Genomic DNA, 25,003 nt, shown 5'->3' on the forward strand with positions numbered 1-25,003 from the left:
AAGTGTCCGTGAAATCGGGGGACCCATCCGAATCAAATTACCGGGGTAAGTCATTGAATGTCAATGAACTCTTCACATAAACGAGGCAGAAACACCCCTTTTTGTACCCCCAAAAGCAATGGATGCCCATGTACATACACGGACAGTTTCATACACAACTCAGGGTAAGTCGATGATACGTAATGATTAGAGCCCATGGGTTCCTCTCGCCGCCCGGCTGAAAAAGGAGCATCAGTGCGGAGTTGGGAGCCGCCCTACCAGCCAGGTCGAGGCCACTTTGCTCCTCAATTGCTTGCCTCAAATGACTTGTTAGTAATATAACTAACAAGCCTACATCTAGCTCCAACTCACGACTATGGAGCGCCATACCAATGATGACTCTGCCTGCGATAGCTCTACCTGTCCGGGACGGCTTGCCATCCCTACACCTACCTGTTCTAGCCTCGACTGCAGCCTGCGGCTTTCCTAGCCCTGCCGAAGACTTCTTCCGGGAAGAGGACCGCTTGGATCTCAATGCCAAGCTGGTGCCTAACCCGCCAGCTACGTTCCTTGTGCAGGCCGACTGCGGCGGCTCGATGGCCGATTTCGGTATCCACGACGGCGATCTCTTGGTTGTCGATCGCTCGATCAGTCCACGACCTGGGCACACAGTCGTGGCTCTGTGGGAAGGTGGCTTCGTCTGCAAGAAGCTCTACATGCGTAACAACTGCATGGTCCTGGCCAGCGGTAGCGGATATCCCTCCATCATCGTGCCAGAGGATGTCGAGCTGGAAATCTGGGGGGTGGTGCGCAGTTCCATCACCCAGCACCTCTGATCTCAGCTCCTGATACATGAGCCCCGTACCGTGCCCGCATGCGCTACGGACTTATCGACGGCAACACCTTCTATGTCTCATGCGAGCGGGTCTTCGACCCCAAGCTGCGAGGCAAACCCACTGTTGTGCTTGGCAATGGCGATGGATGCTGTATAGCCCTGTCGCCAGAGGCGAAGGCCTTGGGATTGAAGATGGGTATGCCCATCTTCCAGGTCCCCAAGGACATCAGAAAGCAGGTCTTCGTCAGGTCAGCCAACTTCGCGCTGTACGGGGATCTGTCAGCCAGGATTGTGACGATTCTTCAGGATCTCTTCCCCAGGGTGGAGATCTATTCGATCGATGAAAATTTCGTCGACCTGGAAGGCCTCAAAGACCCTCTTGCGGCCTGCCTGGAAGCACGCCAACGCATCCTGCAATGGGTGGGCATTCCCTGCTGCGCTGGCCTGGGTGCCACACGCACCCTGGCCAAGGCAGGCAACAAGCTCGCCAAGGACCAGTCCAAGCGTGCCGTCCATGCGGGCTCCTTAGCCGTCTTCCATGCCACCGCACAGAACGTCAACGCTCTGGCCGTCGAGGATGTGTGGGGAGTGGGCAGGCGCTACGCCGAACGCCTGGCAGGCGAAGGGGTAAGAACTGCTGCAGATTTGGCCGCACTCCCCACCGACCATGTTCGTGCGCACTATGGGGTAGTTCTGGCCCGCACCCAAATGGAGCTGCGGGGAATTCCCTGCAGCGATCTGGAACTAGAAGAACCCGAACGCAAGCAACTGGTGGTCAGCCGTACATTTGGTCGTGAAGTGACCGACCCGATGGAGGCCCTGGCCACGTTCTGCAGCGTGGCCTGCGAGAAGTTACGCAAGCGAGGCCAAGCGGCAGGTGCACTGTGGGTCTGGCTGGACGGCAACCCCTTCAAGGGCGATTCGTTCCATGCCAGCAGAGCCGCACCCTTCCCCTTTCCTACGCAGGACACAGGGGAAGTCCTACGGACAGTGCGACGCCTGGCCAAGTCGATCATGGATCAGGCAGACCGTGGCCAAGGCATCCAGGCCTATAAACGTGGAGGTGTGGGTCTGACCAACTTGGTCCAGGCTGAAGCCCGTCAGGCGGACCTCTTCGTTGGCCCTAACGAGAAAGCCGAACGCACCATGGCCGTGCTGGACCAGATCAACGCGAAGTTCGGCAGAGGCACTGTGGGAGTAGGCAACGTGGGCTGGCGGGTTGGTGGAGCCAGACTTGGAGAGCAGTCCAACGTGACTATCAACGCTCAATGGCGACCCATATTGCATTCGTTGTCGCCCAGCTATACAACGAAGTGGGGCGACCTTCTGCAGGTGCGCTGACAAGGATCGGTGAAATAGCGACCATCAAACACTAGACACAACCAAAAGGATGGCGGTTGAAAATGGAAAACAGCAACATCGAATCAGGGAAGTACAAGCCGCGCTTTGACTTCGAAAAAGATCAAAAAACAGATCCGCCTGAGACTGGAAGTATCAGCGAGCTTTTGGAAGAGCTCAACTACGAGATAGCGCATGCGTCAGATGGCAGCAAAGCGAAACACTCTAATGCTTCAGGGAAAACAATAACCCGCAAGGAACTTAAAGGGGTCATTGACTTCATAAACTCCACATTGGGACAAGAGATTCCTTCCGGGAACTGCACACTTCCAATCTCGACCCTAAAAACAATCAAGCTCCTTTACATCAAGAACGACTCCAGCGACACCCAGCTGCTTCAAAGAATATCGAAACCAGGAACCATTAAGGCCACCTTCGAGCACTGGACAGAACGTAACTCTCCAAGAAACGAAAAGACCATAAAAGCAGCGTCCTATCTCATGTCCACACTTAAGCTTGAGATCGACGAGGAAAGACTTAACCAAATCCACATCAATAGACTCACACCATCGAAACTCCTTGAATACTACGCCAGACACATCAAGGAGCTTATAGAACCCATCTACATGGCTTTCGATGGCAATGATGAAGCCATTGCAAGCGCCTTTATGTTTGGCGCACATCAAATAGAAAGCTATCAACCCTCAACTATCCTGCCCAGCAAAGAATCCGCCCCCCTCCACGAAAGGCTGTACATCTATTTGCTAACGCTCCCATTCCTGCACTTCGTTGGAGAGTATCAGCAGGTTGTCGAATCAGAATACGGCGAGTTGAGCAAATACAAGATAGAGCCACTCTTCGCTCACGCCATCTCCTCACCGACGGAGTGCGATGCCCTATTGCGACCTGTCACATCACTCGCAGCCATTCACTTCTTCCTGCAAACCCATGCGAATGAGCTGGCACGCTTGGTTCACCAAGCCACTGGTTACGAGTTGAGATCCAGCGAGATCACAAACATAGCCGACGAAACGCAGAAGGTTCTGCATGCCTATGTCTTCCACGAATGGCACAGAACAGATCTTGACGTCATCAACATTTCAATGGCGGACTGTGTTGCAGCCTTATCAGCCATCACGATCCAAAAGAAGATCAAAACGAAGTACACGCCCTACTGGAAGGGACAGAGCTCAAGCGATAAAACGGCATCTCGCCTACTGAGTCACCTGGACACCTCAAGAGACATCGAAGAGCTATATGAAGAGGACTACATCCCGCAAGGCGCGATGCTCACCCTCTATCATCGATATTGCATCGCCTACGCATTACTTTTCGGTCGCAGCAACCGCATGGAAGCGTTTATGCGATTCCAGATCGCATATCTGAAGCACATGTCCATAGCTCACTCTCATTTCGATCTTGAAGCAGGCAACGAATACGAGAGAAAGATCAACATGTTTTGCGAAGACCTTATTCAATATATCGAAAATCAAGCCACTTCGCACACAATGTAATTTTTAACTCACATCACCCTTATACATATGTAGAAACTCACTTACATCCTTCGAAGCAACAACACGAAGAATGAAAGGAATCGAAGGGAATAGAAATAAAATAGAACTGGCAATAGATTACAGGCAGGGTGTGGTACGCGCACTTACCCTTTCTATCTAATCGCAACACCCTTTGATCGTGAGCATCTACCTACAGCCGACAAGAATCACTCTTGTCGGCTTTTTTATTCTCCCAAGAGAAAGGGTGATACAGCAATGGCAAGTTTCCACTACAGCATCAAAAGCGGAAAGAAAGGCAGTGCACGCAGGCACGCCAACTACATCGAACGGCAAGGTTCACATAGCGACAAAAAAGACCTTGTCCAAACAGGACATGGGAACATGCCCGAATGGGCAGGAGATGATCCGAAACGGTTCTGGAGCGTTGCTGACAAGCATGAGCGTGCCAACGGAGCAGTGTACCGAGAACATGAAATCACTCTTCCGAGTGAGCTCAGCACTGAACAGCAGGTCGAACTTGCCGACCGGCTTGCAAAGAATCTCGCAGGGATCAAACCCTACCAATACGCGCTTCATGCGCCTGAAGGAAAACTCGGAGGGGATCCGAACCCACACATCCACCTGATGTGCTCGGACAGACTGCCTGATGGCATCCCCCGTACACCTGAACAGACCTTCGCCCGCTACAACGCCAAGAATCCTTCCGCAGGCGGATGCCGCAAGGATAGTGGCGGAAAGAGCCCAATGGAGTTGAAGCAGCAGGTGACTGCACAACGAAAGCTTGTAGCGGACACCCAGAATCAGTTCCTTGCTGAGAACGGATACTCCGCCCGTGTAGACCACCGCAGCTTGCGCGACCAGGGCATTGCCAGGCCCCCGGAGCGCCACCTCGGCCAACGCTTCGTAAAGGAGATGGCAGATGCAGAGAAGTCACAGTATGCTCAATGCCGTAAAGAAGCGCAGGTAGCTTCAGACACTTAAAATCAGACAGCGGCCAGTACCTCACCCAGCGATTCTGCTACAAAGTCGCAGAATCGCAATGACACCTGCTGACCACGTTAAAAAAGCCCCGGCCTATCGCCGGGGCTCCCTTGGTACAAAGACTGCTTACAGCGCCCTCCGGTCAAAGTAGTGATTCATCAAGCGAAGATACGTCCTCTTGTCCCGGTACCCACTGCAGATCTGAATTGCTCCCTGGCCTTCAAGAACCGAGATGGCTGCATTCAGCCTTGCTCGGTTACGTACAGGTCCACAGCGCAAAACCTGGTTCTTGGGAACGCACGTATCCGAATAAATCCCTCTCCACCACTTGGCATGCAGATACCGATCCAGAGCTTGAGCATCGGCCTGATCCTGCGATACCACGAACGCAGGTGAGAACAGATGCTTGTACTCATCAACATGCCACCGAACGATCTCGAAGGCACGATTGATCGTATCGAGGGTGATGTCACCTCCCTCTCCACTGAAGTACTGCATCGATGCAGCGAGTCGTGCCACGATCTCCATGATCTTTGCCGCGAAGTCATTGATATCGCTCAAGTACTCCCCGTCGCGCAGCAAAGACTCAGTTTCTGATGCCAACTCTACCCAGCGTGCCCTGGCATCGATGGAGAAGGACACCACTTCACGAGCAACGGCGCCCGAGGCTGAAAGCTCCTTGTACTTCAACAACAGCTCCGCGACCCGCTCATGGAATGCCGGCAAATGCTCCCACACCGGTTCCACGTCCTCGATTCGCCGATAGCCCATCATGGAGCGAGGCCACGCGACCAAGTAACGTGCCCAATGCCCACTCCCCTTTGCGACAGAGCCTCGCCTATTGAGGAACTGCTTGAGCGGTTCATACTGGGTCATGATGCTCACAGACACACGCGGATTCATCGCAATCAGATGCTCGTTCTCCGCACGATCCAACGGCATCATTCCTGGTGAATCCCAGAGACGATTGAGTAAGCCCACATTCGCCATTGCCTCGCTCTTGAACAGCATGTGACCTTCATCAGTCGTGATGGCTATGGACTCACCATCACCCTGAACGGCCTCCATAATGGCCTTGGCCGTGATGTCCTGCCGCAGGAAGCAACGCAAGCGAGGCTGCAGTGGTTTCTTTTCTGCATACTCCTTCAGCTGAGACTCGAGTGCTTCCACAGACTTACCTGCTGCAACTGCTTTACTGATCGCGCTCTTCAGCCCCTTCATCTTGGCCGTCCAGAGTCCGTACTCGATCTCATAAGCCTCAGTCTGCTGCTTGAACGCAGCCAGCGCCTTCGTATCAGCATCACGGAAAGGCGCCTGCAGCAGCTCGAACACCGTTGACTTGCGTTCACCAGACTCAGCCACAAGCATCAAGTTCTGCGTTACAGGCCGGGGCTGCCCGGTTGGCAACTTGACATCAATCAGCCCCTGACAAGCCATCGAGATGGCATTGATGAGACCCATGCCAACCATGGCATCAGGAACCTGCACGTTGCGGAAGATCTCAAGACCAGCCTCACGCGCAATGTGGTGGAAGCTTTCCAGGGGATATTTGGGGGCATAACGCTGCCAATGGGTAGTCATCATGCATCCTCCTCTGCCGCGCCAAACGCGGTCTGCTCTTCAGCCTCGACCAACAGATGGCCACAGCTCTGGCACCGAGCAGCATCGCCCTCCGCATGGCGACGAGCACGCTCCTCATTGAGCAGCTTGCGGAATTGAATCAGGTTCAGATCATGCTTGTAAGCAGCATTGAACTGCTCCACCAAGATCTTCTTGCGCATCTTCTTTGCGATATGCTGCTCCAACACCGGGTACGCCTCCCTGAAGTCCTGCTCGAGCTTGGTCTTGCCCTTGGACAGCTGTTCATGCAGGGCCTTCTCGAGCGAGGCGAGCGGCGTGTTGGTGATTCCGAGATTAGCCATCATCACTTCGCTCCCTTCGCACGACGGAACTTCGCTGCACGACCTTCAGCCCATGCCATGGCTTCATGCGTCCAGTAGAACTTCGGAGACAGTTCACTGTCATAGAGCGGAATGCCCTTCGGGAAGTCCGGATCGGTCTTCATCAGCTCGTATGCCTTGCTCCTACTGACGCGAAGCAATACGATCAGCTCCTTCAACCGCAGCGTGGGGCTATCGGGCCAGCCGATCTGGTTCCGCTTCAGATCCAAACTGGGCAAAGTCGTTCTCTTGTCCAGGCTCTCACGCAGACTGTTCTTGATGTGCGTCATTTACTGATTCCTTCTCGTTGTTGATCGTTAGAGGAAGGAATCCGGCCGGTTTCCTATCGAAGGGGATTGGCCTCCGACGTGATCAGTGTCGATATGCTGCTGTTGGGGGTACAGGGAAAAAAAATCCAGGTTTTTTCCAGGGACGCGCACAACCGACCAGATCAAAGAAAAATCAAACACTTACATGCCAGAGAGCTTTCGCTCCCTGGCATGTCTCGTCCTCTGCGCCCACAAACCGGTCCGTTCCATCCGATGTCCGCTCAGGACCTGAACTGCCTCTTGTCCGTACCTGATACAGATCCGTACCGGTACTGCTCCCCTACGACACCAACCGAGACGCTTGCGCTTCCAGTCTGTCCTTGAGACTTCCGTTTGCAGTTGCCTGAGCAACCTCGCCGTGACCTGACGGATAGAACTCCTCAACCACAGCCGGTACGTCCTCATCCAAGTCCTCGAAGGCCCCGTTAGCGAAGCCCTGTCTCGCCGCCTCATCCAGTGCAGCTTGGTCGATCCCCGCTGCAGCTCTTGTTGCGTGTCGCTCAACCGCCTCTGCGACAGCCTGTTCGAGCGTCAGCCCGCTCCGAACCACCAGATCGACGTAGTAGATCGCTGATCGGTAGCTCATCGTCGTGGACTTGCCCCGCAGCTTCAGCTCGAGCGGCAGACAAGACAGCCTTCCGCCCGACACTGCACTGAGGTAGTGCAGCCGTGCTGCCAGTGTGCGGATGGTGTTGTAGGAGGTGGTGCGCAGAACAAAGCTACCCATCGCATCCCCCGCCCCGTCCCCAATGACCACATTCAAGCGGGCATAGGCTTTGCAGCCCCCACTGGCAAACTGGCACCCATCCGGACCAGGACAAGGCAACGTCTCCATGCCTTCAGGCCCAGCACGCCGGCAGGTGTCTCCGTTGCCTACACACAGCGGTCTTCCGTTCTCGCGATTGAACAGCGAATAGTCAGCCCGGAGGTTCAGGGTTGGATCGTCGAAGAGCAGGCGCACCGGGATGGATCGCAGCTTGTTACCCTCCGATGCCTTCCGCAGCTCTTCATCCAGCGGGTGCAGCACCCAGCCCTCACGGTTCTGTACCTGGCTGGTGAGGGTGAACTGGTCGTCCTTTTCGGGCAGCCGCTTGCCATTGCGCTCTACTACCCGGCCGATGGAAATACGCCCAATCACGGGCGGCGTTATGGCCAGTCCCTTCAGCATGATGTGACCTCTTTGATCGTGGTGTTGATCCGGAATCGGCGCGACCCCGGACGGACTACCGTGTAGGCCGCAGCGATCTCCGGGTGCTCGGCTGCGAGCCGCTTGGTATCCAGTGACGTGCCATCCTTACTACGGCGGTAGATGACTTCTCCCAGTGAGCCGAACCGGGCAATGGAAGCGTCCCCCATGGCTTGCTGCAGTGTCTGCTTGAGCAGTTCTATCTGCTGTTCCTGCTCTGCAACTGCCTCAGTGAACGAGACCAGGTTGGTGAAGGTCTCGACCAATTCCGGGTCCTGACTGAAATCGACAACGGTGTCCTTGCCTGGGTACAAGCTCCGCAACGCACTGGCCGCTGACTCCGAGCCATCGGCTGGAGGCTCGATGTCATTGATGACGTGCTCCCAGAACCGGGCCTCCAATACCACCAAGCGGCTGATGATCTCTTCGTCTCGCTCAATACGGTGGATCCTTAGCGCCTGGCCACACAGCAGCACTGCCACATCTGCTGCCTGCTTCCCCGTCACTGCCAACTGATGCTGTACCTGCAGCTGCACGTACTCGGGAACCCCGTCTTTCCACAGCCGAGAGCCGAACTCCCCTGCTGTCTTGCACTCAAGGATTTGGACCGCCGGGGAACCAATTACCTCTCGATCGAGGTTGGCCAGCATGTGCGGGAAGGTCGGATGCTGCAGAACGGCGTTGACTCGGCGTACCCGGTTCCCCGTGCGCTCCTGGTAGGCTGTGGCCACCATGGGTTCGAGCAGGGTTCCCCAATAGCGGGGATCCTCTTGTCCAGGGGGGATCTCTTCCATTGGCTTGCGGCCCGTCTTCTCCTGCCACAGCTCCAGCTGGCTCTTGTAGGGGTTCAACCCCACGGCGGTGGCAGCATCCGAACTACCGATGCCGCCATTGCGGACCTCCAGCCACTGCTGGCGATCCAGTGAACGCGTATCAACCAAACGCAACGCGGTGTGCTTGCTCATTGGCAATCTCCGGAATAGAAAAGGCCGCCTTGATGGGCGGCCTTGGTCAGGTCTTTCATTTCAAGCTATCGATGTGGTCAAGATGAATGGGCGAAGCGACAGCACTGATCGCTGCAGCTCTGTCAGACCATGCCTTGAGAGGCCATCGAGACCACCTCATGACTGGTGACAACGAAATGGTCCAACAGCCTCACGTCCACGGTGTCCAAGGCAGCCTTCAGCCGCGCCGTGACTGCGCGATCTGATGCAGATGGCTGCAAGCTACCGCTTGGATGGTTGTGAGCCATGAGTACCGCCGATGCATTATGGGCAAGTGCCCTCTGAACCACGATCCGAGGATGAACCTCGGCTGCATCAATCGTTCCTGAGAAAAGCCGCTCAACTGCGATGAGCTGGAACTGCGTGTCGAGAAAGGCAACCTCGAAATGCTCGCGGTTTTCGCCTCCCAGACGTAGCCGGAAGAGCAATGCACCCTGGGTTGCTCCTCCCAGCACCTCCCCTGGCAACGATGCCCGTTTCTGCAGGATCTGCAGCGCCCTCGCAATCGTCCTGTCCTCACGTACCCGGATCCTGCTCTCCTCCTCATCGGATCCGGCCCTTGATGTGGTCATGTGATAGGCCTGCGCTTCCATCAGGCCACCAACTTCATCACTTCATCCCACGCGCGCTGCTTGAGCTGAGCTCCAGCACCGAACCATGCCGCATCACGGCGGTGATCATCGCTACGAGCTCGTCGGTGGTGGTCAACGTACTCCGTGACGCTGTTGAGTACGCCCCAGGCCGTTGCACGGCTGGAAGGCAACAAAGCGCCTCTACCGCCGCCCTCATACAGGGCACGGACACTGGCCAGCGCCTGTTCGTTGACGACCTCAGCGGTGCTGCCCTGGCCTTGGTAGGTAAGCACCCGTCGCAACAGACCATCGACCGTATCGGGGTCAACTGGACGGTCGCAGAGGGCTTTCATGCGAGCCACGAAGCTGTCCCATGTCGAGACGGTGATCCCCAACTGCCGCTTCACGGCATCCGGGTCGAACTGACTGCGGTGCGGGACCTTGATGGCTCCGCTGCTGTCTCCCAGAGCGATCTGTAAGGTGTTGTTGCACACCACCCGCACCGAGGTGAACTGCGCCGTCGTGGCCAACGTGCCGTCACAAGCGGTGGCCAACAAAAGATAGCCATCCACCCGGTCACGCCCCTTGAGCGAAGTGCTCTGGCCCGTCCGAGCCATGGCCCAGAACTTCTTGCCACCCTTGAGCACCCCCGCCGTCTCCAGCTCAAAGCCACTGTGCTGCGTCAGGTCACGGTAGAACTCCAGGATCTCTCCCGGCTGGACCACCTTGAACCGCTTGGAGACGACTGCCAGCGGCTCCCTGGTATCGGAGCGATAGAGCACCTTCTGCTCCGGGAAGGAGTGGATGGCACCGATGGCATTGCTACCCGTGATGAAGCGGACCTCGGAGTCCTCGATTTGCCAATCCATACCAGCCTGACGCTTCCAGACCTCAATGGGCTGGTGCTGTTCAAGCTTATTGCCCAGACCATGCCACGGCTTAGCACCCGCATAAGCCATTGTTTCAACCAGATGCATCGTATTTTCCTCGCTTCTTATGGCACAAACGCACAAGGCCCGGACGATGCCGGGCCTTGTGCGTATGCCAATGCAGTATCAATTAAAGGGTTCGATGTCTTCACTGCCCGAAGACAGAGCACACCGAGCAACCGCAGCGATGATGGAGGCTGCGACAACCAAAACACAGTACAGACAATCGGATCTTTCTTTCATACAGCCATACCCAAGGAAGATGCTTCATTGCGGAGCATCGACACGCGAAGCCAGCAACCACCGGCATCAACTGGGTGATATGTGTCTGAATTTATTTATATTACGCATCCGCAACTGCCCCAAACAAGGTTGAAAGCGGTGCACTATCGATCGTCTGAGTGGTCATCCTCCGCCTCTTTTAGTAATACTGCCGGATGTAGCTGTAGGCTCTCTCGAACAGCTCCTCATCCGCGTGCAGCTTGTATTTGAAGAGGGCCTTGCGCAGTGCCTTCTTGACTTCACGCTCACCGGCCTGCGTGCCTTGCCAGCCCGGGAAGCGGACTAGTCGCACAATCTCGTCGATGTCGGCGACCACACGTTCCACCATGATGGGTGTCTCGGCCGTCTTGACCTCGTTGAACAGCTCGGTGAGCGCCGCCTTGCCGCGATCCTCGTCCTCTTCGGGCGGGACATCCTTCTCGGCTTGCAGCGTTTCCTTGGCGATCTCCAACAACTGCTTGAGAAATTCAACGCTGTTGACCTGCCCAGACTCGAAGCGGTCTTTCAGCGCGTCCAACCGCTCGGAGAGCTGTTTGAACTTTGGGTTGCCTGCGTGCTTACGCATACGCCGACTCAGCTTGATCTCAATCTCCTTGGCCTTTTTAGGATCGGGATTCGAGAGCACTGCCTCCAATAGATCGGCATCCAACACCAATGTGTCGAGATCGTCCCGCACCGCGTCGACGTGGACGTTCTGATGGATCAGCTCGATGGTTTTGGCGCCCAGAGAGTGCCAAATCAACCTGCCATGCCCACTGGAGGGCTGCACCGACTGATAGACCTGAGACAACCACTTGTAGTCTTTTTCAAAAGGGCCCAGAACGGTGTCCGGTGACAGCGCCTCCCAGATCTTGCTGAGCACGCTGTACTCGGCAGCAAAGTTGTCTCGCACCTCGTTGTTGGGCAAGCACTCCTGCGCCGCCATCAAACCTTCGTAACCTTGCTGCTCACGATCAATGCCAGGGAAGAAGGCCAGGCACTTCTGCATGGCTTCGGGCAGCTTTTCCTTCAGCTCCTGGATATTGCTGACCACCTGCTTGACGCTCTGGTCGTCGAACTCCAGTGCCGCCGCCACATCGTCGAAGATGCCGAGGTAATCCACGATCAAGCCGTGGGTCTTCTGTTCGGAGTAGGTGCGGTTCACGCGGCAGATGGCCTGCAATAGCGTGTGGTCGCGCAGCGGCTTGTCCAGGTACATGGCCTGCAGGATCGGCGCGTCGAAGCCCGTCAGCAGTTTGGCCGTGACGATGATCAGCTTCAGCGGATCGGCTGGGTCGCGGAAGCGATCGAGCAGCCGTTCTTCCTCATCGCGTGAACGGTCATAGGCCGCGTACTCTGGATGCTCCTTCTTGTCGGACGCCTGCACCGACATCACGATGTCCGTGGCCTCGGGCGGCAGCAGCTTGTCCAGCTCGGCCTTGAACAACAGGCAGGACTCGCGGTCGAAGGTGACGATCTGGCCCTTGAAGCCGTTGGGCTCCACCTTGGTCTGGAAGTGCTCAACGATGTCCTCACAAACCTTGCGGATGCGCTCAGGCGTCTTCACCAGCACGGCCATCTTGGCGGCGGTCTTCGCGAGGTTGTCCTTGTCCAGATCCGACAGGCCGCCGGTCAGGTCTTTGTAGGCGGCGTCCAGGGCGGCTTTGTCAATGTGCAGATCGATCAAGCGCGGTTCGAAGTGCAGTTTCAGCGTGGCACCGTCGCGGATCGACTCCTCGAAACCGTACCGGCTCATGTAGCCCTTTTCGTCTTCGTCGGCACCAAAGGCGTAGAAGGTGTTGCGGTCGGCACGGTTGATCGGCGTACCGGTCAGGCCGAACAGAAACGCGTTGGGTAGGGTCTCACGCATCTTGCGGCCGAGGTCACCCTCTTGGGTGCGGTGAGCTTCGTCCACCAGGGCAATGATGTTGCTGCGGTCGTTCAGGCTGCCCGTAGCCTCGCCAAACTTGAAGATCGTGGTGATGATGATCTTGCGCACGTCCTGCGCCAGCAGCTGCTGCAGCTTCTCGCGGCTGTCGGCCTTCTCCAGGTTGGGAATGTCCGCTCCAGTAAACGTACCCGTGATCTGACTGTCGAGATCGATCCGATCCACCACGATCAGCACGGTGGGATTCTTCAGGCCGGCATGCATGCGTAGCTTCTGCGCGGCAAACACCATCAGCAGTGACTTGCCCGAACCCTGGAAGTGCCAGATCAGCCCTTTCCTGGGGTAGCCCGCCAGCACGCGCTCGACGATCTTGTTGGCCGCTTCAAACTGCTGGTAGCGGCAAATGATCTTGATGCGCTGCTTTTTCTTGTTGGTGGCGAACAGGGTGAAGCTGCCGAGGATGTCCAGCACCACATGCGGGCGCAACATGCTCTCGGCAGACAGCTTGAGTGATTTCAGCTGGTGGTGTTGGCCATCGTCACCATCACCATCCAGATGCCAAGGGCCCCAGTCCTTGACCGGAAGCCCGATGGAGCCGTAGCGGTAGGCCTTGCCCTCCGTGGCCACCGAGAACACGTTGCAAACGAACAGCTCCGGCACGAACTTCTCATAGTCGTCGTGCACCTGCACCGCGCCATCGACCCAGCTGATGCACTTCTTGACTGGCGTCTTGGCCTCGATCAGCACCAGCGGCAGCCCGTTGACCAACAACACCAGATCGGCGCGGCGCTCGGTGGGGCCTGCGCGGTAGATGAACTGCTGGGTGACGATGTACTGGTTCTGCGCCAGATCATCCAGGTCGATCAGCCGCACCGGCACATGCTCGTTGTTGGGGCCGAAGGGCATCGAGCGCTCACCGCGCATCCAGGCGGTCATTTCCTCGTTGGCGCGGATCAGGCCATCCGATCGCACCGACAGCACGATGGCGCGCAGCTTGTAGAGCACCTCGTCGGCGCGGTCGGGCTGGGCGGCAATCTCGGGGTTTAGGCGGATCAGTGCATCGCGCAGCCAGGGTTCGACCAGAACTTCCTGGATCTGGCGCGGCACCTCAGACGGAGCAGCGTAGCGCCAGCCGATGCCTTTGGGGCTGGGACCGTAGCTGGCTTGAGGTTCCTGGGCGGTGTTGGCCGGGACAGCCTTGACTGGGCCGGCGAGCAGATCGCGGACGTAGGCTTCGACGGTGTTGGATTCTGTAAAGGCCACGCTCATGTCCCTCCGTCGAGTTGATTCGTCAGACGCGCAGCCAGTTGCCGTGATGCAGCCAGGCGAGAACCGAGGTTCTCAATGGCCTCATCGATTGAGGCGCAATGGGCAATCACCTCCTCCTGCACCGAAATACTGGGGATCGCTATCTGATACTTGGCAAGGTGCTGCCAGAACATGTGCTTTACCTTGCTGCCCTCGCAGTTTGCGTGGGCGTGCTGGCGAAATCGGGATGTCTGCAAGCATCTGAACAGAAACTCCGGCCGCAGCAAGTCCTCGTTGCAGCGGAACCTACCGATTCGCTGATTAAGAAGACTCTTGTCGTGTTCTCGGGCTAGGCAGACACGGCCCATGAATCCGTCTTCCAGCGACTGTGCAGTCAGGTTGATGACAACATCGCCGGGACGTATCACGAAGTCTGCCGCAGAGGTTTCCCATTGGGGGTCAAGGCAGACGGTCTTTTCCGTGAGCCAGGTCAGATAGCCAGAAACTCCCAAGTTGCCTGGACGAAGCAGCCTGGTGCCTTGATCAGCGTACTCTTCCCCCGGAAAGGGGCGACCATTCTGCATAGTCGCAACCTGCTCAAGGCGAACAAATGTGGCGCTCTCTGGAAGGCGCAGCAGGTGATCGATAGTTGATTGTCTGAGGCCCTGCAGATTTCTCAGTGCATCTGCTTGGGCGTCCGCGACGGTGCGAGATGCCTGCAGGACTTCGACGATGACTTTCTGCTCCGCTGAATCGCCCAGGGTTCCGTAGACACCTCGCAGCCATAAACTATGGCTTAGGCGGAGGTGGTTATGAGCACGAAGCGGTACACCGATGAGTTCAAGATCGAGGCGGTCCGACAGATCGTTGAGTACGGCCGTCCGGTAGCGGAGGTTGCCGAGCGACTGGGCGTGTCGATCCATAGTCTTTACGGCTGGAAGCGGCAACAAGGCAAAGGCGATGTTGGCCGGCGTGTCGAGCAGGACCAGAACGCGGAAGTGCGCCGCCTCAAGGCTGAGCTACGCAGAGTCACTGAAGAGCGAGACATCCTAAAAAAAGCCGCCGCGTACTTTGCAAAGGGGTAAGAGCAAAGTACGCCTTCATGAAGCAACACGCAGATGAGTTCGGCCTCGCGGCGATGTGTCGGATGCTTGGCGTCCATCGCAGTGGCTACTACGCCTGGCTAAAAGAGCCGGCAAGCGCTCGCGACAAGGACGATCAGCGGTTGCTCGGCCTAATCAAGCACAGCTGGCTGGAAAGCGGCTCTGTGTATGGCCACCGCAAAGTGACCACAGATCTGCGCGAGCTTGGCGAGACGTGTAGTCGTCATCGCGTGGCACGCTTGATGAAGAGCGAGGGGCTGCGGGCAATGGTCGGCTACGGTCGGCGACCACGCCCATTGAGCGGCCCTGTTGGATCAGTCGCCAAGAACGTTCTGGCTCGCGGCTTCAAAGTCAGTGAGCCAAATCGCGCGTGGGTCACGGACATCACCTACATCCGCACGTACGACGGCTTCCTGTACTTGGCGGTAGTGCTTGATCTGTTTTCGCGTCAGGTCGTTGGATGGGCAACCCGACCAACTCAACATACGGACCTGGTTTTGCAGGCGCTATTGGCCGCAGTGTGGCGGCGCAAGCCAAGCCCCGGGCTTCTGCTTCACTCCGACCAGGGAACCCAGTTCACCAGCGAAGACTGGCAGAGCTTCCTGCGCGAGCACGACATCGTGTGCAGCATGAGTCGACGAGGAAACTGCCATGACAACGCAGCGATGGAGAGCTTCTTCCAGCTACTGAAGCGGGAGCGTATTAAGCGGAGGATCTACAGCAATCACGACGAGGCACGGGCCGACGTCTTCCAGTACATCGAGATGTTCTACAACCCAAAACGGCGGCACAGTTCCAACGACGGGCTGTCCCCGGTAGAGTTCGAGAAGCAGTACGCACTAAACGGCTGACGACTGTCTACAAAATCCTGGGCGATTCACGCAGTCGTGGGCAATGCGAACTCAAAGTCCGCCAAACTAGTCCAGTTGGTGCGGGGACTCAAGGAGCCTGCCGACGTACCCACGGCGTGATCGAAGAAGGCATCGGTCTGGCAAATGAAGGGCAGCAACTCCGGCAGCAAAACCTGTGCGTCCTTGGTCTCCAGCACGTAGATGTCCCCGGAACACACCCCAGAGAAATCCGCCACAGCCACCTTGCGCTGGTAAGCGCGTCGCTTGCCGAACAGCACCTGCCCCGGTTGAAACACGCTGGTGAAGGTCACGCCGTCAGCGACGCTGCCCCAGCTGCGGATACGCAAGTCACCGGGCTCGAGATGTTCCAGACCGACATAGCGTTCAATGCCATCGGCCAGAGGGTCTTTGCTACGCGCCTTGGACAGCCTTACCACATCGCCAAACTTCACTCGACGCCAGCCGGGCTTCATGACTTTTACTTCACTCATCTGCAGCTTCCTTGAATCGAAAGCTCTGCTTCAGATCATTCATCCATGAAGGCTCAATGAGGTGATCATGCTGCAAGCGCCCCACGACGATGCCGGGGTGGATGCCAATGCTTTCAGCAAAGGATCTGACAGCATCTTTGGTACGAAGCGTAACGAGAGCGTTGCTGTATTCCTGCGGTATCAGAACATTGCCTGCCCATTGGTTGGCCTCCTGCTCGCGCGGGTCGGCACTATGGCTGGCGTTAGGGTCATCCAGAAAGATGGATTTTTTGGCTTCTTTGCTGTCTGCATGTAGCAGGATGTGGGCCGCCTCGTGGAAAAAGGTGAACCAGAACTTGTCGTTGGTCTTGCCATAAAGAGAAAGCTGTATGAGCGGTCGGGTTGGGCTAAGCCAGCGCGCCACACCGCTTACATGGGCACGTGGGATTGCGGGAACAACTGCCAGCAACACACCTGCCGCCCTTAAAAGCTCAACCATGCGTGGATGAAAGACTTCCGGAGGCTCACAGGTCAGTGTGCGAATTTCATTTAGGGCTTTTGTTAAACGAGCCCTGTCGTATTTGGGTGCCTCTTGTTTTTCAACCGCCTGTTCACCCATGCGCAGCCAGGCTGAGATGGCCCCCACATCACTTTGTTCGTCCCGGCTGCGACGAAAGGCAACTTGCATACCGCCGTAGTGGCTGCGCCATTCATCAGGCGAGGCAACACCAAAAAAGCGCAGGCAGGACTCGACAATACCCGGCTTGTTCTTGTCATCGTTGCGCACCTTGGCAATCGCGCCACTGCTCATCAATTCTTTGACGGGCAGCTCATCTAGCCAGGGAATCCAGCTGGCATGGCGTTCTTCTGCTTCCAATCGGGCTTTGTGCTTTTGGTAATTGGCTTCCAGCGCCAGCCAAAAATCAATGGAGCTGCCCAGCACACGCTCTAACCTTTGTGCGGCATCCACGGTGATCGGAACCTTGCCATTGATGAGCTGGCTGATGTGTTTTTCGCTATAGCCCAGCCGCTGGGCCAGTTCGCCTTGTGACCAGCCACGCTCTTCGGCCAGGTCAAGAATGGATTCGCCGGGAGCCAACACCCAATCCGGCGCAAATGGAGCACTCAGTTCAGTCATGGTAGTCCCCTATGTATTCAATGGTCACGATGGTCACTTGCGCCCAGTCAATGCCGCCATCCAGCTTGGTGGGGCAAGGATCATGGGCGGGTACGAAAGTCAGACGCCAGCCGCCTGCCAGGTCGAGGGCAAACTCTCTAGCACGGTCTCCCTTGAGTGGGTGCGGATTGCCTGCAACCAGATCGGTAACGCGCTCTGCCGCCTCCATAGCTTGCAGGCGTATCATCAACTTACGGGCGCAGTCCGCCCCGAGCTTCTTATCGGCTACAGCACGCTTTTGGCACAGGTCTTGAAGCTTTTTGTTTTTGTACCCAATCTTCAAAGGCGCTCCATTCTATATTTTTTTACCTATCAGGTAAAGTTTAATCTACCTTCACCAGTCCATCGAGGGTCTCGACCAGCTCATCCATCTGTTGCCAAAACGCACGACCATCGGTTTGCCATTGGTCCCAGGCAGAGCGCAGCGATACCGCGTCGCCATTGCTGTCGTTGGCAACCATGGGGGTAGCGCGCTTCACGTACAACGGGATCGAGAGGTTGCCCGCATTGGCGCCGATTTCGGCCAAGGTGGCGACCTTGGCGAAACCGGGCACATCGACAAAGGTCTTGTAAGCGCTCAGGATGCGCTGCTGGTGCTCGGGCTTAAGAAAGCTCTGCGCCCGCTCCCGGGTGACCTCGTTCACCGCGTCGATGAAGATCACCTTGCCCTTGCGAGCAGCGGCCTTCTTGCGGTTGCAGATGACGATGCACGACTCCATTGGGGAGTTGTAGAACAGGTTGGGGCCCAAGCCGATGACAGCCTCGACCCAGTCCTGCTCAACCATCTTGGCGCGCATGGCCTGTTCTTCATTACGGAACAGCACACCGTGCGGCCAGAGCACGGCACTACGCCCCTTGGCGGTGAGGCTGGTCAGGATGTGCTGCTGGAAGGCGTAATCGGCGCGGCCTTGCGGCGGCGTGCCAAGGGAGTTGCGGCCCCACTTGTCACTGCTCCATGCCTCCCGGTTCCACTGCTTGATGGAGTACGGCGGGTTGGCCAGGATCACGTCGAACTGGCGCAGGCGGTCGCCTTCGATGTGCTTGGGTTCGGCCAGGGTGTCACCCCGGATGATTTCGAAGTCCTCCACGCCGTGCAGGAACAGGTTCATGCGAGCGATGGATGAGGTAATGAGGTTGCGCTCCTGCCCGTAGAGCTTGAGCGTGCGGTACTCGCCGCCCGAGCGTTTCACTTCGTCCAGCGCTGAAATCAGCATGCCGCCGGTGCCGCACGTGGGGTCGTAAATCGACTCGCCAGCCTGAGGTGCAAGAAGTTGCGTCATCAAGTGCACGACGGTGCGGTTGGTATAGAACTCGGCGGCTGTGTGGCCTGAGTCGTCCGCGAACTTCTTGATCAGGTATTCGTAGGCGTTGCCCAACTCGTCCTCGGGCACATTCGCCACCGAGAGTGTCTGCGTCGAGAAATGCTCGATGAGGTTTTTCAGCGTTTCGTCGGGCAGACGCTCGCGGTTGGTCCAGGGCGCGTCACCGAAGATGCCGTCGAGCAGATCCGGGTTGGCGCTTTCGATGGCGCGCATGGCCTTCTGGATGGCGGCACCGACGTTCTTCGGGGTCTGGCGTATATCGTTCCAGTGCGCGCCCTCGGGAATCTGGAAGCGGTGGTTCTCCGCGAACTGCGCGTAGGAGAGGTCGCCGCCTGAGTTGGCCAGGGCCGTTTGGTATTCCTCCTCCCACACATCCGACACGCGCTTGTAGAACAGCAGCGGGAAGATGAACTGCTTGTAGTCACCCGCGTCGATGAGACCGCGCAGCAGCACGGCGGCGCCCCACAGGTAGCTTTCGAGTTCTTGTTGGCTGATGCGTTTGGTGCTACGAGCTTTCTCTTGTTCCATCTGGGCAAACTTTTCCTTCAGTCGAGCGCGCGCAGCATTCGCCATTTCTTCAGTAAAGATCTTGTTGTCTTTGAATGGGCGGTCCGAGCTCATTGCAGCCATCCCCCTTCAGTCATGACCTGCGCAAGTCGTTCTTCGGCTTCACGGCAGCGGGTGAGCGCGTCCTTGAATGCCGCAATCGCATCGGGCAGCGGTGGGATGTCTTCCTGCAATGGCGGCAGGACATAGCGCGAAATGTTCAGCGTCCAGTCTTCGGCCTTGATCTCGTCGAGGCTGACCACGCGGACTGCGTCCTGCACATCGGCAAAGCCGCGATACCAGCTGAGGATTTCGGTGGCGTGCTCGGGCTCCAGATAGTTTTGCGCGCGGCCCCGGCGGAACAGGCGCGACGCATCGGCGATCAGTACCTTCTTCTTGTGCTTGGCCGGCTTGCGCTTGCGCAGAACCAGGATGCACGCGGCGAGCCCGGTGCCGTAGAAAAGGTTGGGCGCCAAACCGATCACCGCCTCGACCAGATCCATCTCCAGCAGCTTCTGGCGAATGTTGCCTTCCACACCTTTGCGGAACAGGGCGCCCTGGGGCAGCACCACGGCCATCCGACCACTGACGTCGGCCATCGACTTGACCATGTGTTGCACCCACGCGAAGTCACCGCTGGATGCCGGCGGCAGACCGGCAAAGTTGCGGCCGAAGGGATCGTTCAGCCACAGGTCCTCGCCCCACTTTTCCAGCGAAAACGGCGGATTGGCGATGACACAGTCGAAGGTGGCCAGCCGGTCGCCCTCGAAGAAGGCCGGGTTGCGCAGCGTGTCACCACGCACCACATGGAAATCCTCGATGCCGTGGAGAAACAGGTTCATCCGCGCGATGGATGATGTGGTGAGGTTTTTCTCTTGTCCGTACAGCTTGCCCCACAGCCGCTTCACCTCGCCATGCTGTTCCTTCACGTGCTGCACGGCGGCCAGCAACATGCCGCCAGTGCCGCAGGCCGGGTCGTAGATGGTCTCGGCTTCTTTGGGGTCGAGCATGTCGATCATCAGCCGCACGACGCTGCGCGGGGTGTAGAACTCGCCGGCCTTCTTGTTGGTGGCGTCGGCGAACTTCTTGATCAGGTATTCGTAGGCATCACCCAGCTGATCGGAATCCACATCCTTGTTGCCGAAGGGCTGCATCGAGAAATGCTCGATCAGATCCTTGAGCAGCGCATCAGACAGACGCTCTTTGTTGGACCACTGTGCATCACCGAAAACGCCATAGAGCGTGTCAGGGTTGGCTTTTTCGATCTCGCGCATGGCGCGCTGCAGGGCAGCGCCGACATTGCTAGCAACCTCACGCACCTCGTTCCAATGGCAGCCCTCAGGAATCTGGAAACGATGGGATTCCGGATACCAGGCCAACTGTTCATCGCCGGTCTCATCGACGATTTCCTGGTATTCCTCGTCCCAGACATCACAGATGCGCTTGAAGAACAGCAACGGGAAGATGTAGGTCTTGAAATCAGCGGCATCCACGGGGCCGCGAAGGATGTTCGCCGACTCCCACAGATGGTTTTGCAATGCAGATGAAGTATTCAAATCTGTACTCATAAAGCGCCCTTGGACTTCAGTCGGCTGGACAGCTGGTTGACTCTAGAGTGACGCATCTCTCAACGTGAGAAGCGCACACTGAAAGGTTTCTGATGGACCATTGCCACGGGAAGCAGGTACTCGATTCAGCCCAGCAGCTCAGCCCAGAGATTTTCTGCCAGGCCAGACTGCTCATCACGCAGCTCATCAATACGGGCTTGCAGCTGCATCTCGTGCTGCAGAACTTCGCCAGCGCGTGACTGCTCAGCCAAGGCCACCACTGGAACTTCCAGCTTGCGCAGGGTCTGAATGGATATCATCGGAATGGTCGAACCAGAGGTAATACCTGACAGCACACCCTGGCCCATCTTCGAACGCAGCCATAGTCCCAGCCAGCGCAGGTCTGCCTTGCCATCCGAACTGCGCAGAACGATGGCCGATTGCCCGGCAATCCAGCCACCTTGCCCAGCTGGCGGCACATCCTCCGGAACGATGCCAACCTTTCCGGTACTGCCCTTGGTGATCAGCACCACATCGCCCGGACGGAGAAAGACATCGTTACCACTGCCACTGCGGCGCACAGGCAGAACGATATTGACCTTTTTCTCTGGGCTCTTGATGTAGCCGTTAGCAGGTAGGTCCTGGGCCCCTACTTCCAGCACCTCGATCGCCTCCGGGCCTTCCTGGTTGCGATCCTTGTTGGGCACAGGGTTCAACAACTCCGCGACCTCACCCAACTCAGCCGTTTCCAATCGTTGCATCTGCCCCTGCAGACGCCTCTGCGATTCCGAGACCACATAGCGCTCAACAGCGAATGAAAAATCGTTCGACTGGAGTTCTTCGAAGGTGGCAGTCACTGCCAGATCCTGGCCTAGCAGGGCACTTGCCCGCTCAGTGTCACCTTCAGAAAGTGCATTGCAGTAGGCAACGATGTCGCCGGTGTTGATCAGCGCCTTCCGGGTGCGGTTGATCGATTGGCAAAAATAGGGCTGGCCCGCATCGATGAAGCCGACCCGGTCATTGGAACGACGGGTATCAAGAAGCAGCAAGCCACTGCCGATGCCAGTGTTCTTGTAGATCCCACCTGGCAAGCCAACGACCGCCGTCACCCAGCCCTTTTCCAGCAGGTACTGTCGCAAGTCACGATCCCTGCCGGGACCAAACAGGAAACTGTTTGGCACAACGATCACGGCACGGCCATCGGTTTGTGCCAGGATGTGCTGGATCATCAGGCCCGTAACCGTTGCCTGCTTGATCGGGAAACGGCCATAAATGTCCTGGTTCGCCACCTCGCTCTTTGGTAGCATTCCGAAGGGTGGGAAAGACATCGCCGAATCAAATTTTTTCAGACGACCGCTTTTGATCGCTGTGGGCGTTGCCAACGGATCAGCCACCTCGCAAAGGATTTCGCCTTTGTGGAAGAGGGCAAAAAGCGCAACCAACGGCGACAGGTAAGGCGTTTCCACGAAAACTTCAATCGCTTCGCAGAGCGTCGCACTGATCAGTTGCCCTTCCATCTCCCACGGGCAGTAGACAGAACGAGCTTCGAACCCGACGGCCAATTCGGCCACCATGGCGACCAGCTCCTTGGGTAATCCAAGTGACGCATCGCGTGGCGTTGCCAGTTCTGCCGCGATATCGGCCGGCAAGAAACGCTCGAAGATGCCACCATCGGCCAGACGCTTGGCAGCAGACAAGGCGCTCTCGATATCCGTACCCGCCGCACGGGCATGGCTTGCCGCCCCGCTGAATGCATGCCCCAGCAGACCGTCAGACATGGAGAGACGGTTGAGCGCTTCGACAATTTCCCGGGAGCCACCGTGGAGCGCCGTCTCTGCCATATCGGCTGGATGAATCTGATGCTCTTCGCCGAGATGTGCCCAGACCAGCAATTGAAATGCCAGCAGTTGCGCGTCCTCCGTGCGTAGCGGCCCGCGCAGCTGATCGGTCAACTGAAACAGTACCTGCCCTGCTTTGCTGTCGGTCATGTTCAATGACTCCGGCCTTCGTAGTTGTAAGTGGTCAGCTGGGATTCGCCGGCAGCAACAACGACCAAACCGCCCTTGTCCAGGATCTTGGCCAGGGTGCGTGCCGCATGCATCAGGCGCTCGGCGGCCTTGCGACTGAGGATGAGCTTGTCCCCCTGCTGCTCGCCGTACTCCATGACCAGCTGAACCATGTCCTTGTTGATGCCCCGCTGGGACATCCGCTTCTCGAAGTGAACTGTCTTTCGCATAGCACTTCCTCTCTTTGATGATGTAAGCATACATCATCAAAGATCTTAGATGCGATACTTTTTTCAAGAAGGAACAGTTATTTTTCCAACTTCTGCAGTTGATCGACTGAATTTCTTTGTAAGCTATTGATTTTTAAAGGAGGATAACAACGCACCTACAGGACCCCCTTCATCTACTCCGTCCACAAAGCTTGCCAGACCAAGAGAGAGAATGAAGGTGCGCCTGCTCGCCTGCATCCTAAGCGTCGAGACCAAGGGCCAACCAACCAGTCGCGCAACGCTACGGCGCATTGAAGCCCCGGAGCTCTAGCCTGACATCATGACCCGTCTCGAAAGAACGACGTCACCCGCCATCAGTAGCGGGGCGGTTTAGAGTCTAGGGGGCGACGTTACCTGCACGCAGGCTGTCCAGATAGTCGGCCCACGCCTGCACCTCCGCCTTACGCAGCTCGCCAGGACGAGTAAAGACCAGCGGAGCCAGTCGCAAGGCGCACAGCGTCGTGAACTGCCCAGTCTAGCGATCGATGGCATGCAAACGCCCCTTTCAGCAAGGCATATCTGCGCTAATTGCAGGCGTGCAGACGTCCAGAGTGATCCAGCAGCAGCCAGCTCCTCATGGCATACCAGATGGCATACCAGCCAGGCCATAAATGAAAAAAGCCCTTGAATATCAAGGGCTTAGTTCAAGTATCTGGCGGAGAGGGGGGGATTCGAACCCCCGAGGCGCTATAAACGCCTGCCTGATTTCGAGTCAGGTACATTCAACCGCTCTGCCACCTCTCCAGATGTTCCCCGGCGAACCGGGGACGCGCATCATACGAGGAAGCGCGGCTGACGACAAGTCATTATGGCCTGCGAAGTGAAATTTTCCTGACTGCATGGCTTGCCGGATGTCCGCTTGGCCGTGATGATGCCGTTCTCCCCGGCATTACCCCGTCCCCAGCACCCACCATGATCGAATTCGGACATCTCACCCACCCCGGCCTGCGCCGCGAGCTCAACGAGGACACCTATTACGGTGACGGCGAGCTGGCCCTGTGGCTGGTGGCCGACGGCATGGGCGGGCACGCCTGCGGCGAAGTGGCCAGCGCGCTGGCGCGCGAGACCATCGTCCGCGAGATCCGCCGTGGCGCGCCGTTGGCGCAGGCGATCCGCACGGCCGACGAAGAGATCATCCGCGCCTCGCGCCGGCGCAACGACAGCCTGCCGATGGGCACCACCGTGGTCGCTGCACGGGTGCAGGGCAACCGCTACGAAGTGGCCTGGGTCGGCGACAGCCGCGCCTATCTGTGGCGCGATGGCCAGCTTGCCCAGCTCAGCCAGGACCACAGCGTGGTGCAGGAACTGGTCGCGCAGGGCAACCTGACCGCCGAGCAGGCGCGCGCCCATCCGCACCGCAACGTGGTCACCCAGGCACTGGGCGTCACCGACCCGGCACACCTGAATGTGGCGACCACCAGCGGCGAGCTGCGCCCGGGCATGCAGTTGCTGCTGTGCAGTGATGGCCTGACCGAGGAAGTGGATGATCGCGGCATCGCCCGCACCCTCGCCTTCGACGATGCCAGCGCGCAGGAATGCGTGGACAGCCTGGTCGCCACCGCCCTAGACGGCGGCGGCTCGGACAACATCACCGTGATCCTGGTGCGCTGCCACTGAAGCCGGCTGGAGGGAAGCCCCCTGAGTCAGGGGGCGGCCGCGAAGCGGCGGGGGTATGGATGCTGGTGAGACGGGGCCCACGATTTGCAAC

General features: G+C 57.6%; 22 protein-coding genes and 1 tRNA gene. 6 read left to right on the top strand and 17 right to left on the bottom strand.

Annotation, left to right across the window (positions count from 1 at the left end; translation table 11 throughout):
- Positions 1-374: 374 nt before the first annotated feature.
- The 4 genes from umuD (at position 375) to GIW57_RS02020 (ending at position 4,647) form a co-directional block, all read left to right on the top strand.
- Complete coding sequence (umuD, locus tag GIW57_RS02005; RefSeq protein ID WP_135965905.1) at positions 375-815, top strand: translesion error-prone DNA polymerase V autoproteolytic subunit; 441 nt, start codon at positions 375-377, stop codon at positions 813-815.
- 38 nt (positions 816-853) lie between these two features.
- Entirely contained in the window at positions 854-2,155 is a 1,302-nt protein-coding gene (locus GIW57_RS02010; protein WP_236509027.1) for a Y-family DNA polymerase, read from the top strand.
- A 62-nt stretch (positions 2,156-2,217) separates the two neighbouring features.
- Positions 2,218-3,666, top strand: a complete 1,449-nt coding sequence (locus GIW57_RS02015) for a hypothetical protein (RefSeq protein ID WP_236509028.1) — start codon at positions 2,218-2,220, stop codon at positions 3,664-3,666.
- A 255-nt stretch (positions 3,667-3,921) separates the two neighbouring features.
- A complete protein-coding gene (locus GIW57_RS02020) occupies positions 3,922-4,647 on the top strand; it encodes a MobA/MobL family protein (RefSeq protein WP_236509029.1) in 726 nt (241 codons plus the stop codon).
- A gap of 126 nt (positions 4,648-4,773) precedes the next feature.
- Here GIW57_RS02020 and GIW57_RS02025 read toward each other — a convergent pair whose 3' ends face one another.
- The 9 genes from GIW57_RS02025 to GIW57_RS02065 all read right to left on the bottom strand — a co-directional run bounded on the left by GIW57_RS02025 (position 4,774) and on the right by GIW57_RS02065 (position 14,927).
- Positions 4,774-6,231 (bottom strand): YfjI family protein, encoded by a 1,458-nt coding sequence (locus tag GIW57_RS02025; RefSeq protein ID WP_236509030.1) that lies wholly within the window; start codon positions 6,229-6,231, stop codon positions 4,774-4,776.
- Complete coding sequence (locus GIW57_RS02030; RefSeq protein WP_099475968.1) at positions 6,228-6,572, bottom strand: hypothetical protein; 345 nt, start codon at positions 6,570-6,572, stop codon at positions 6,228-6,230. The genes GIW57_RS02025 and GIW57_RS02030 overlap by 4 nt, the downstream gene beginning before the upstream one ends.
- Complete coding sequence (locus GIW57_RS02035) at positions 6,572-6,877, bottom strand: AlpA family phage regulatory protein (protein ID WP_099475969.1); 306 nt, start codon at positions 6,875-6,877, stop codon at positions 6,572-6,574. Before GIW57_RS02035 ends, GIW57_RS02030 begins: the two co-directional genes overlap by 1 nt.
- 319 nt (positions 6,878-7,196) lie before the next feature.
- Positions 7,197-8,084, bottom strand: a complete 888-nt coding sequence (locus tag GIW57_RS02040) for a hydrolase or metal-binding protein (protein ID WP_236509031.1) — start codon at positions 8,082-8,084, stop codon at positions 7,197-7,199.
- Complete coding sequence (locus tag GIW57_RS02045; RefSeq protein ID WP_236509032.1) at positions 8,078-9,067, bottom strand: lambda-exonuclease family protein; 990 nt, start codon at positions 9,065-9,067, stop codon at positions 8,078-8,080. The genes GIW57_RS02040 and GIW57_RS02045 overlap by 7 nt, the downstream gene beginning before the upstream one ends.
- A gap of 122 nt (positions 9,068-9,189) precedes the next feature.
- Positions 9,190-9,678: a JAB domain-containing protein gene (locus GIW57_RS02050; RefSeq protein ID WP_329605738.1), complete on the bottom strand. Its 489-nt coding sequence runs from the start codon at positions 9,676-9,678 to the stop codon at positions 9,190-9,192.
- A gap of 20 nt (positions 9,679-9,698) precedes the next feature.
- Positions 9,699-10,655 (bottom strand): DUF932 domain-containing protein, encoded by a 957-nt coding sequence (locus GIW57_RS02055; RefSeq protein ID WP_135965900.1) that lies wholly within the window; start codon positions 10,653-10,655, stop codon positions 9,699-9,701.
- Positions 10,656-11,028: 373 nt separating this feature from the next.
- Positions 11,029-14,025, bottom strand: a complete 2,997-nt coding sequence (locus tag GIW57_RS02060) for a type I restriction endonuclease subunit R (protein WP_236509034.1) — start codon at positions 14,023-14,025, stop codon at positions 11,029-11,031.
- Positions 14,022-14,927, bottom strand: a complete 906-nt coding sequence (locus GIW57_RS02065; protein WP_236509062.1) for a restriction endonuclease subunit S — start codon at positions 14,925-14,927, stop codon at positions 14,022-14,024. The genes GIW57_RS02060 and GIW57_RS02065 overlap by 4 nt, the downstream gene beginning before the upstream one ends.
- On the opposite strand from GIW57_RS02065, the gene GIW57_RS02070 reads away from it, so the two are divergent.
- Positions 14,817-15,958, top strand: a protein-coding gene (locus tag GIW57_RS02070; RefSeq protein WP_087944428.1) for an IS3-like element ISStma9 family transposase whose coding sequence is annotated in 2 segments (ribosomal slippage) — positions 14,817-15,054 and positions 15,054-15,958 — 1,143 coding nt in all. Because the reading frame shifts where the segments join, the coding sequence is not laid out codon by codon here. The two genes, GIW57_RS02065 and GIW57_RS02070, sit on opposite strands and share 111 nt — an antisense overlap.
- Positions 15,959-15,984: 26 nt before the next feature.
- Here the strand turns inward: GIW57_RS02070 and GIW57_RS02075 are convergent.
- From GIW57_RS02075 to GIW57_RS02110, 8 genes are all read right to left on the bottom strand, one after another.
- Complete coding sequence (locus GIW57_RS02075; protein ID WP_236509035.1) at positions 15,985-16,449, bottom strand: hypothetical protein; 465 nt, start codon at positions 16,447-16,449, stop codon at positions 15,985-15,987.
- Positions 16,442-17,566 (bottom strand): helix-turn-helix domain-containing protein, encoded by a 1,125-nt coding sequence (locus GIW57_RS02080; RefSeq protein WP_236509036.1) that lies wholly within the window; start codon positions 17,564-17,566, stop codon positions 16,442-16,444. The genes GIW57_RS02075 and GIW57_RS02080 overlap by 8 nt, the downstream gene beginning before the upstream one ends.
- Positions 17,559-17,888, bottom strand: a complete 330-nt coding sequence (locus tag GIW57_RS02085; RefSeq protein ID WP_236509037.1) for a type II toxin-antitoxin system RelE/ParE family toxin — start codon at positions 17,886-17,888, stop codon at positions 17,559-17,561. Before GIW57_RS02085 ends, GIW57_RS02080 begins: the two co-directional genes overlap by 8 nt.
- A gap of 40 nt (positions 17,889-17,928) precedes the next feature.
- Positions 17,929-19,548: a class I SAM-dependent DNA methyltransferase gene (locus GIW57_RS02090; protein WP_236509038.1), complete on the bottom strand. Its 1,620-nt coding sequence runs from the start codon at positions 19,546-19,548 to the stop codon at positions 17,929-17,931.
- A complete protein-coding gene (locus GIW57_RS02095) occupies positions 19,545-21,041 on the bottom strand; it encodes a class I SAM-dependent DNA methyltransferase (RefSeq protein WP_236509039.1) in 1,497 nt (498 codons plus the stop codon). The genes GIW57_RS02090 and GIW57_RS02095 overlap by 4 nt, the downstream gene beginning before the upstream one ends.
- Positions 21,042-21,166: 125 nt before the next feature.
- Positions 21,167-23,008, bottom strand: a complete 1,842-nt coding sequence (locus GIW57_RS02100) for an N-6 DNA methylase (RefSeq protein ID WP_236509040.1) — start codon at positions 23,006-23,008, stop codon at positions 21,167-21,169.
- Positions 23,009-23,010: 2 nt separating this feature from the next.
- A complete protein-coding gene (locus GIW57_RS02105) occupies positions 23,011-23,256 on the bottom strand; it encodes a DUF4258 domain-containing protein (RefSeq protein ID WP_235641868.1) in 246 nt (81 codons plus the stop codon).
- A gap of 692 nt (positions 23,257-23,948) precedes the next feature.
- A tRNA-Ser gene (locus GIW57_RS02110) sits at positions 23,949-24,039 on the bottom strand.
- Positions 24,040-24,207: 168 nt separating this feature from the next.
- Between GIW57_RS02110 and GIW57_RS02115 the strand changes: the two genes are divergently transcribed.
- Entirely contained in the window at positions 24,208-24,912 is a 705-nt protein-coding gene (locus GIW57_RS02115) for a protein phosphatase 2C domain-containing protein (protein WP_099819184.1), read from the top strand.
- Positions 24,913-25,003: the final 91 nt, after the last annotated feature.

This window comes from Stenotrophomonas sp. PA-6-5C (genome assembly GCF_021605635.1).
Lineage (GTDB): Bacteria > Pseudomonadota > Gammaproteobacteria > Xanthomonadales > Xanthomonadaceae > Stenotrophomonas > Stenotrophomonas lactitubi.